This is a genomic window from Flavobacterium urumqiense (assembly GCF_900108015.1).
Classification (GTDB): domain Bacteria; phylum Bacteroidota; class Bacteroidia; order Flavobacteriales; family Flavobacteriaceae; genus Flavobacterium; species Flavobacterium urumqiense.
On record NZ_FNVP01000007.1, the window covers coordinates 104,619 to 114,693 of the forward strand.

The following is a 10,075-nucleotide window of genomic DNA, read 5'->3' on the forward strand; positions in this document are numbered from 1 at the left end:
CTATTATTTACTTAAATTTTCTTCAATTATCTCCAAAGAACTCTCTAAAAGAACTAAATTATTAGCGTTTAATATAGCGTAAGTGCTTAATTCTAAGCTACTTACCACGCTAGAGCCTTTTAAATTACGTGACGACAAATATACATTTTTATTTGTATCACCCAAGACAAACAGGGATTTTTTATTTTCTAACTCTAAAGCCTTCAAAACGTTGATGAAATTTTTAGTGTTTGGTGTTTCAAAATTAAAATCTTCAAGAACGATAATATTCGACTCTTTTGCTTTCATTGAGAAGGCAGATTTTCTAGCCAAACGTTTCAAGCTTTTATTCAATTTGAATGAATAACTTCTTGGTCTTGGTCCGAAAACTGTTCCACCACCTTTAAACAATGGATTCTTTGCACTACCCGCACGAGCAGTACCAGTTCCTTTTTGTTTTTTAATCTTACGTGTACTTCCCGCTACTTCAGCTCTTTCTTTTGCTTTGTGCGTTCCTTGTCTTTGATTAGCAAGATACTGCTTAACATCAAGGTATACTGCGTGATTGTTTGGTTCTATACCAAATACTGAATCAGAAAGTTGAACTTTTCTTCCAGTATCTTTTCCGTTGAAATCTAATACTTTTGCTTCCATTACTTCTGAATGATTACATAAGAGTTGTTACATCCAGGAACACATCCTTTAATAACAAGTAGGTTCTTTTCAGCCACTACTTTTAAAACTCTAAGGTTTTGAACTTTTACATTGTCTCCTCCCATTCTTCCAGCCATACGCATTCCTTTGAATACTCTAGATGGATAAGAAGAAGCTCCTACAGAACCTGGCGCTCTTAAACGGTTGTGTTGACCGTGAGTTGCTTGACCAACACCACCAAAACCGTGACGTTTTACAACCCCTTGAAAACCTTTACCTTTAGATAAACCTTGTACATCTACAAATTCTCCTTCAGCAAAAATAGAAACATCTATAAGATCTCCTAAATTTTGTTCTGTTGCGAAATCTCGGAATTCAACGACTTTTTTCTTAGCTACAGTTCCCGCTTTTTTAAAGTGACCTAAAGCCGCTTTTGTGGAATGTTTCTCGTTTTTGTCATCGAAACCAAGTTGCAACGCTTCATACCCGTCAACACCTTTGGTTCTGACTTGGGTAACAACGCATGGTCCAGCTTCGATTACTGTACAAGGAATATTCTTCCCGTTCTCGTCGAAAATGCTAGTCATGCCGATTTTTCTACCAATTAACCCAGACATAATTATTAATTATTAATTATTAAATATAAATATAGAACACAACATTTAAGCGAATCCTATTTTTTAAGAGGTGCAAATGTATAACATTTTTTGCAATAATCTTAAAAAATAATTTTCGCTTAAATAAAGTGCCCTTTTCTTACTAGTAAGCTACTTAAACTTTGATCTCTACTTCAACTCCGCTAGGCAATTCAAGTTTCATCAAAGCATCAATAGTTTTAGATGATGATGAATAAATGTCAATTAATCTCTTGTATGACATTACTTCAAATTGCTCTCTCGCTTTTTTGTTAACGTGTGGAGAACGTAGTACAGTGAAAAGTTTTTTGTGAGTTGGTAATGGAATTGGCCCTGTTACTACTGCACCGGTACTCTTTACCGTTTTTACAATCTTCTCAGCAGACTTGTCTACCAACATGTGATCGTAAGATTTTAGTTTTATTCTGATTTTTTGACTCATTTTCTTAAAGATTAAGCGTTTCCTTTTGCTTTTTTGATTACTGCTTCTGAAATATTAGCAGGAGTTTCAGCGTAGTGCGAAAATTCCATTGTAGAAGTTGCTCTACCTGATGAAAGTGTTCTTAACGTAGTAACATATCCAAACATTTCAGACAATGGCACATCTGCTTTAATGGTTTTAGCACCAGCTCTGTCACCCATGTCATTTACCTGACCTCTACGACGGTTGATATCACCTACGATATCTCCCATGTTTTCTTCTGGCGTAATAACTTCCATTTTCATGATTGGCTCAAGAATTACAGCACCAGCCGCTTTAGCAACTTCTCTATACCCCATTCTTGCAGCTAATTCAAAAGATAGCGCATCAGAATCGACAGGGTGAAAAGATCCGTCTGTTAAAGTTACTTTCAAACTGTCTACTTGATAACCTGCTAATGGACCGGTTTTCATGGCTTCTCTGAAACCTTTTTCCACAGATGGAATATATTCTTTAGGAACGTTACCACCTTTTACAGCATTAACAAATTGTAATCCTTTTGGAATTTTTCCGTCAACTTCATCAGCTGGTTCAAGTTTAAATACGATATCACCGAATTTACCACGACCACCTGATTGTTTTTTATATGTTTCTCTGTGAGTTGCACTTCTTGTAAAAGCTTCTTTATATTCAACTTGAGGCTCCCCTTGGTTCACTTCAACTTTAAATTCACGTTTCATACGATCTACCAAGATATCTAAGTGAAGCTCACCCATACCTGATATAATAGTTTGACCTGAAGCTTCATCAGTTCTAACAGTAAATGTTGGATCTTCTTCAGCTAATTTAGCCAAAGCCATACCCATTTTATCAACGTCAGCTTTAGTTTTAGGCTCAATTGCAATACCAATAACTGGCGCAGGGAATTTCATAGATTCAAGGATAATTGGGTGTTTCTCATCACACAATGTATCACCTGTTTTAATGTCTTTAAACCCTACCGCAGCTCCAATATCACCTGCTTCGATATAATCGATTGGGTTTTGTTTGTTTGCATGCATTTGGTATATACGAGAGATTCTTTCTTTGTTTCCTGAACGTGTATTCAAAACATAAGAACCTGCATCTAAACGTCCTGAATAAGCACGGAAAAAAGCTAAACGACCAACGAACGGGTCAGTAGCAATTTTAAATGCTAAAGCAGCGAATGGCTCTTTAACATCTGGCTTACGCAAAATTTTAGTTTGATCTTCTTCTAATAAATCAGCATCATCAGGATGAATTCCTTCGATACCTTCTTTATCCATCGGAGAAGGCAAATATTTACAAACCGCATCTAACATGAATTGAACTCCTTTATTTTTGAAAGAAGAACCTGCAATCATTGGAATGATAGCCATATCCATAGTAGCCGCTCTTAAAGCAATGTTGATTTCTTCCTCAGTAATTGAGTCTTCATCTTCCATGAATTTTTCCAACAGATTTTCATCATAATCAGCAACCGCTTCAATAAGAATAGATCTATATTCTTTTACTTCGTCAATCATGTCCTCAGGAATAGGTACAATATCATATGTAGCCCCCATTCCTTCTTCATGCCAAACAATCGCTTGATTTTTGACTAAATCAACCACACCTCTGAAGTCGTTTTCTTCACCAATTGGCAAAGTAATCGCAACTGCATTAGATTTCAACATATCTCTAACTTGTTGACAAACCATCAAAAAGTTAGAACCTTGACGGTCCATTTTATTAACGAATCCGATACGTGGCACTCTATATTGATCTGCTAATCTCCAGTTTGTTTCTGACTGAGGCTCTACACCATCAACAGCACTAAACAAGAAAACTAAACCATCAAGTACACGTAAAGAACGATTTACTTCAACAGTAAAATCAACGTGTCCCGGGGTATCGATAATATTAAAGTGATAAGGTAATGTTTCCGGTAAAGGTATTCCTTGTGTAGTAGGGAAATTCCATTCACAAGTAGTAGCAGCAGAAGTAATTGTAATACCTCTTTCTTGCTCTTGCGCCATCCAGTCCATAGTTGCAGCACCATCGTGTACTTCACCTATTTTGTGTGATTTACCTGTATAGAATAATATACGCTCCGTTGTTGTTGTTTTACCAGCATCAATGTGAGCCGCAATTCCAATATTTCTTGTGTATTTTAAATCTCTAGCCATTTCTTACTAATTAAAATCTAAAATGTGAGAACGCTTTGTTTGCTTCAGCCATCTTATGAGTATCCATTCTCTTTTTAACAGCAGCACCTTCTTCTTTAGCCGCGGCTAAACATTCAGAAGCTAATCTTTGAGCCATAGATTTTTCATTTCTTCTTCTAGAATAAAGTATTAACCACTTCATTGCCATAGAAATTTTTCTATCTGGACGAATTTGCATTGGAATTTGAAATGTAGCTCCACCTACTCTGCGACTACGTACTTCTACGTGAGGCATAACATTGGTTAACGCATCTTTCCAAATTTCTAATGAAGGTTTCTCCGCATCTTGCTTTTTAGACTCAATGATGTCAATTGCATCATAAAATACTTTAAACGCTGTCGATTTTTTTCCATCCCACATTAGGTTGTTCACAAAACGTGTTACCAGTTGGTCATTAAACCTTGGATCTGGTAAAAGTGGTCTTTTCTTTGCCGCTCTTTTTCTCATGTCTTTTTTTTAATAAAATGTCATACCTATACAATTGTGACGAATCACATCTCTACAAGAAATAACTTTTTAAATTACTTTTTTGCTTCTTTTGGGCGTTTTGCTCCGTACTTAGATCTTCTTTGCGTTCTTCCAGCTACTCCTGACGTATCAAGTGCACCACGAACGATGTGATATCTAACTCCTGGTAAATCTTTTACCCTTCCACCCCTAACTAATACTATCGAGTGCTCTTGTAAATTGTGTCCTTCACCAGGGATGTAAGCATTCACTTCATTACCATTTGTCAAACGTACACGCGCTACTTTACGCATTGCAGAGTTTGGTTTTTTTGGTGTTGTAGTGTAAACACGCGTACAAACCCCTCTTCTTTGAGGACAAGAATCTAAAGCAACCGATTTACTCTTCTTAGTTATCTGAGTTCTTCCTGTTCTTACTAATTGTTGAATTGTTGGCATAATTAATACTAAAAATTTCTTATTATATTAAATTCCCGCTTTTTACGGGGTTGCAAATGTAGAAAATATTTTTCACTCTACAAACGTTAAACTATTAATTTTCAATAAGATTATTTTGTCATTTGATTTTTATTACAAACCATAGATATTTACAGTACTTTTATTAAAACATATATTCATTTGAAATCTTTACTTATTTTCTTTCTGTTTTTAAATTTTGGATTGAGTTGTTCTGCTCAAAATTTTCAGTTACGCATAATTGGAAGTTCCAACTCCGAGACAAAATCTATTGATTCTTTACATTACATTTCAAAACACAAAAATTTAAAATCCTTAAATGAGGAGATAAATGGCTTATGTGAAAAGCTATCAAAAATAGGATATATTGAAAACCTCGTACTAGAAAACACAAAAGCAGAGGACTCTAGTTATGTCTCAAAATTAAGATTAGGAAAAAGAATAAAATACATACACATATATATAGGTAAAAATATTGAATTAAAGGAATTGATAACAACTAACAAAAAAAGCGACACGATCGTCATACCATATGAAGAAACGGAAGTTTTTTTGAACAACACAATATTTAAATTAGAACAAAAGGGATTTTCTTTAGCAAAACTCAAACTAAACAACATACAAAATAAAAACGGGATAATTTTTGCAGATTTAATTTTACAAACAGACAAACAAAGAACTCTGAACTCACTTGTCATTAAAACTACAGAAAACGAAAGGAAAACTAACTTTCCAAAAGGTTATTTAAAACAAATCAATAAAAAATACCTTAACAAAACTTTCAACAAAGAAATCCTTAAACAAATTCATGATGATTTTGAAAAATTTGGCTTTGTAAAACAGATTAAATATCCGGAAATTTTATTCACAGCAGACACCACTAAAGCTTATGTATACCTTGAAAAAAGAAAATCAAATGTTTTTGACGGATTTATTGGCTTTTCAAATAATGAAAATAAAAAAATAGCATTCAATGGCTATTTGGATGTAACTTTAGAAAACACATTACATACAGGAGAACTATTTACTCTCTATTGGAAAAATGATGGAAAGAGACAAAGAGCATTTAAGACTAGTCTTGAAATACCCTATTTATTTAAAAGCCCGATAGGCTTGAAAGCGCAAATTAACATTTTCAAACAAGACAGCACCTTCCAAAACACCAAAACAGCAATTGATTTAGGCTACTTCATTAATTACAATACTCGAATTTACCTCGGATACCAATCCACTGAATCCAGCGATATTCAAAACACAAACAACACACAATTAAGAGATTACAAAAACTCCTTTGCAACTTTAAATTTTGAATATATAAAAAAGGACAATACCAGTTCATTCTTCACAAAAAAATCCTTTATCTCACTTAACCTAGGATTTGGAAAAAGGGATACAAATAATCAAGTGGAAGAAATTGGGCTAAACAGACAATTCTTCATAGACCTGCTAGCATCGCATAATTTTTATTTAAATAAAAAAAACAGCATCAACATTAGAACCCAGAATTACTATTTAAAAAGCGGAAAGTATATGATAAATGAATTATTTCGATTTGGAGGAATTAATTCCATCAGAGGATTTGAAGAAAACAGCCTTCAAGCAAATTTTTTAGCAACAATTTTAACAGAATATCGATATACAATATCACCCAGTTTGTACATTCATTCCATAGTAGATTATGGATTTTTTCAAGACAAAACAATTCTTCAAAAAAACGTTCAAAAAGAAAATTTATTATCTTTTGGTTTAGGACTAGGACTTCAAACCAAAAACGGTTTATTAAAATTAGCTTTCGCTAACGGAAAAAAAAATAACAATAACTTAACTTTTTACAATTCCATAGTTAATATTTACTACAATGTTAAATTTTAAAAAAGAACTGCATTTATTAGGAAAGTTAACAAATTATTAAGAGTTTCGCGCCACTAATTCAAAATAATTAAAAATGAAACTAAAGTTCAATGGATTCTTACTACTATTAGTAATACTTGTGGCGCAAATCACTTTTGCACAAGAAAGAGCCGTTTCAGGAACCGTTTCTGATAATGCAGGATTGCCTTTACCGGGCGTGAGTGTATTAGTTAAAGGAACTAAAACTGGAACACAAACTGATTTTGATGGAAAATATTCCATCAAAGCATCATCAAGTCAAGTTTTGATTTTTACCTACATTGGGATGAAAACGCAAGAGATTGTAGCGGGTTCATCTTCTGTTAATGTAAAACTCGCCAGTGGAGCAGTGGAGCTTGAAGGAATTGTAGTAACTGCTTTGGGAATCAAAAGAGAAAAAAAATCTCTAGGGTATGCCTCACAAGAAATTAAAGGTGCTGATCTAACATCAGGAGCCGGAAGTTCAAACTTCCTAAACGAGCTTTCTGGAAAATCAGCTGGTGTAAATATTAGAAAAAACACCAACTTTGGAGGATCAACAAACGTTGTCTCAAGGGGTGTAAAAAACTTAACAGGGGATAACCAAATGCTTATTGTAATTGACGGAATGCCAATCAACAATACAAACACAAACTCAAGCGCAGGCTCACAAACAGCTGGTGCTCGTAATACTTACGATTACGGAAACAATGCAATGGATATTAATCCAGACGACATTGAGTCCCTAAACATCTTAAAAGGCGCTGCTGCGGCTGCTTTATACGGATGGCAAGCAGGGAATGGAGTAATTATGATTACAACCAAAAAAGGAAAATCTAAAAAAGGAATGGGTGTTACAATTTCTAGCGAATTAACCGTAGGAACTGTCGACAAATCCACATTTCCTGATTATCAAAATAAATACGGTCAAGGATACGGTCCAACTTACGATTCAGCAGGAAATCCTAAAGGCATTCCTGTAGGACCAACAGGCGCTTTTTTTACTATTGACAGCAACGGACAACAAGTTGCAACAACAGTTGACGATGCTTCTTATGGCGTTGCTTTTGACCCGAATCTTTCTGTTTTTCAATGGAACGCGTATACCACTTTCTCTGATAATTATGGTAAAAAAACACCATGGCAAGCGGCAAAAAACGGTCCAATCACATTTTTTAACACTGCTCAAACTTTAAGCAATTCTGTATCAATAGAAGACGGAACTGATAAAACAAATTTTGTATTGAACTTTAACAACTTCAAAGAAACCGGTATTTTACCAAACAGTGAATTGAAGAAAAACACTTTCAGCGCAAAGATTAATCATAAGTTCACAGACAAACTATCAACTAGTGTTTTTGCAAATTATACCGCACAAAATACAGTAGGTAGAAACACCACAGGATATGGTGGTGACAACGTTGCTGGATTATTCCGTCAGTGGTGGGGTACCAATGTAGACATACAGGAACAAAAAACTGTTTTTGACAGATCAGGTGGACAAAACATCTCTTGGAATATGGGTGCACCAGCAACTGGTAATACGAACCCTAAATATTGGGACAATCCTTACTTCACAAGATTCAAAAATTTTCAATCGGATGAAAGAAACCGTTTTATAGGATATGTTCAATTAGACTACAAATTGAACGATTGGCTTTCTGCTAGCGGAAAAGTAAGTACCGATAGTTATTCAGAGTTACGTGAAGAAAGAAAAGCGGCAGGATCGCTTAATTCAACATTTGGAATAAATAGATTAGCTGTCCCTTCCGGATATCAAAGATATAATGGTATGTTTTCTGAGCAAAACTATCAAGCAACTTTAACTTTTAAGAAAAACATTACAGAGCAAATCTCCTTAAGTGGCCTTGCAGGTCTTAATTCTTTACGAACAAGACGTACATCAATCTTAGCATCTACTGAAGGAGGACTAATTATCCCAGAGATTTATGCTTTATCAAATTCAGTAGCAGCTGTACCATTCCCAATCGAAAGAGAAGAAAATTCAGGTGTTAATAGTGCATTTGCTTCCACTTCTTTTGGTTTTAAAGACTTTTTATTCTTAGATGGTACTATACGTAATGATGCTTTCTCTACACTACCAAAAGGAAATAATGCTGTTAATACATTTTCAGCATCTGCGAGTTATGTTTTTACTGAACACGTCCGTCAAGATTGGTTGTCTTTTGGAAAGTTAAGAGCTAGTTACGCTGAAAACCCACAAGGGAATATAGACTTGTATGCATTGCAAAGCGTATTTACAAAGTTCAATCCTTTTGGAGCAAATCAACTTTACTCTCGTCCAGACGTTGGTGCCAATTCTGAACTACGTCCAGTAAAAACAGCGACTAAAGAGATTGGTTTAGAAATGCAGTTCTTAAAGAAAAGAGTTGGATTTGATGTAAGTGTTTATAAAAGTTTAAGTTCTGACCAAATCTTCCCTGTAGATTATTCAACAGCAACTGGATACTCTAAAAAATATATAAATGCTGGATCAGTAGAAAATAAAGGAATCGAGGTACAATTTAATGCGTCACCGATAAAAACTGCTGATTTCCAATGGGATATTTTTGTAAACTGGTCAAAAAATAAAAATACCGTTGTTGCTTTAGCACCTGGTATCGAAACACTAACCTTGGGAACTTTTCAAGGAGGAGTTGGTATAATAGCCACCAAAGGACATCCTTACGGAGACATAATAGGAAAAGACTATACTTACAGTGCAGATGGACAAAGAATAACAAGTAATGGTTCGTATGTAATGACTACAACAACTAACAATGTAATTGGAAATGTGACTCCAGATTGGATTGGTGGATTACGTAACAAATTTACTTACAAACAACTTTCATTAGGTTTCTTGTTAGACATGCAAAAAGGAGGAGATATTTTCTCTCTTGATCAATATTACGGACAAGATTCTGGTTTATATAAATCCACTGCAGGAATTAACGAATTAGGAAACCCAGTAAGAAATACAATTGCAAACGGTGGAGGTGTTATACTTCCGGGCGTAAATGCAAACGGTACTCCCAACACAACGAGAACTACACGTCCTGAAGTAGCTGGTAGCATCTATGGTTACGAAAAAAATCCACAAAAGGCTTTTGTATATGATGCAGGTTTTTTAAAATTAAGAGAAGTAAACATTACTTACAGCTTTCCAACAAATATCGTATCTCAAATAAATTTGACTGATTTACGCCTTTCAATAGTAGGTTCAAACTTATGGACGATTAGCAAAAATCTTCCAGACGCTGACCCAGAAAGCGGTATTACTTCAGGTAACTTATCTGCTGGTTATTCAGGAGGTTCATTGCCTTCAACGAGAAACATTGGATTTAACCTAACATTAAAATTTTAAA

Annotated in this window: 8 protein-coding genes; 2 read left to right on the forward strand and 6 right to left on the reverse strand. The window is 34.7% G+C overall.

Going from position 1 to position 10,075, the window contains the following annotated elements:
- Window positions 1–3: 3 nt before the first annotated feature.
- The 6 genes from rplD to rpsL form a co-directional block, all read right to left on the reverse strand.
- Entirely contained in the window at window positions 4–633 is a 630-nt protein-coding gene (gene rplD, locus C4S35_RS09955; protein WP_104000024.1) for a 50S ribosomal protein L4, read from the reverse strand.
- On the reverse strand, window positions 633–1,250 hold the full coding sequence (gene rplC / locus C4S35_RS09960; protein ID WP_104000025.1) for a 50S ribosomal protein L3: 618 nt from the start codon (window positions 1,248–1,250) through the stop codon (window positions 633–635). Before rplC ends, rplD begins: the two co-directional genes overlap by 1 nt.
- 154 nt (window positions 1,251–1,404) lie before the next feature.
- Window positions 1,405–1,710: a 30S ribosomal protein S10 gene (gene rpsJ, locus C4S35_RS09965; RefSeq protein ID WP_011963470.1), complete on the reverse strand. Its 306-nt coding sequence runs from the start codon at window positions 1,708–1,710 to the stop codon at window positions 1,405–1,407.
- An 11-nt stretch (window positions 1,711–1,721) separates the two neighbouring features.
- Window positions 1,722–3,878, reverse strand: a complete 2,157-nt coding sequence (fusA, locus tag C4S35_RS09970; RefSeq protein WP_104000026.1) for an elongation factor G — start codon at window positions 3,876–3,878, stop codon at window positions 1,722–1,724.
- 10 nt (window positions 3,879–3,888) lie between these two features.
- Complete coding sequence (gene rpsG / locus C4S35_RS09975; protein ID WP_035668130.1) at window positions 3,889–4,365, reverse strand: 30S ribosomal protein S7; 477 nt, start codon at window positions 4,363–4,365, stop codon at window positions 3,889–3,891.
- Window positions 4,366–4,439: 74 nt separating this feature from the next.
- A complete protein-coding gene (rpsL, locus tag C4S35_RS09980; RefSeq protein WP_007136570.1) occupies window positions 4,440–4,823 on the reverse strand; it encodes a 30S ribosomal protein S12 in 384 nt (127 codons plus the stop codon).
- A 180-nt stretch (window positions 4,824–5,003) separates the two neighbouring features.
- Between rpsL and C4S35_RS09985 the strand changes: the two genes are divergently transcribed.
- Window positions 5,004–6,713 carry a BamA/TamA family outer membrane protein gene (locus C4S35_RS09985; RefSeq protein WP_104000027.1) on the forward strand — a complete coding sequence of 570 codons (1,710 nt, stop codon included), beginning with the start codon at window positions 5,004–5,006 and terminating at the stop codon, window positions 6,711–6,713.
- 73 nt (window positions 6,714–6,786) lie between these two features.
- On the forward strand, window positions 6,787–10,074 hold the full coding sequence (locus C4S35_RS09990) for a SusC/RagA family TonB-linked outer membrane protein (protein WP_104000028.1): 3,288 nt from the start codon (window positions 6,787–6,789) through the stop codon (window positions 10,072–10,074).
- Window position 10,075 lies beyond the last annotated feature (1 nt).

Coding starts and splice junctions, on each gene's coding strand:
- rplD (WP_104000024.1), bottom strand. CDS start 633: ATGGAAGCAAAAGTATTAGATTTCAACGGAAAAGATACTGGAAGAAAA.
- rplC (WP_104000025.1), bottom strand. CDS start 1,250: ATGTCTGGGTTAATTGGTAGAAAAATCGGCATGACTAGCATTTTCGAC.
- rpsJ (WP_011963470.1), bottom strand. CDS start 1,710: ATGAGTCAAAAAATCAGAATAAAACTAAAATCTTACGATCACATGTTG.
- fusA (WP_104000026.1), bottom strand. CDS start 3,878: ATGGCTAGAGATTTAAAATACACAAGAAATATTGGAATTGCGGCTCAC.
- rpsG (WP_035668130.1), bottom strand. CDS start 4,365: ATGAGAAAAAGAGCGGCAAAGAAAAGACCACTTTTACCAGATCCAAGG.
- rpsL (WP_007136570.1), bottom strand. CDS start 4,823: ATGCCAACAATTCAACAATTAGTAAGAACAGGAAGAACTCAGATAACT.
- C4S35_RS09990 (WP_104000028.1), top strand. CDS start 6,787: ATGAAACTAAAGTTCAATGGATTCTTACTACTATTAGTAATACTTGTG.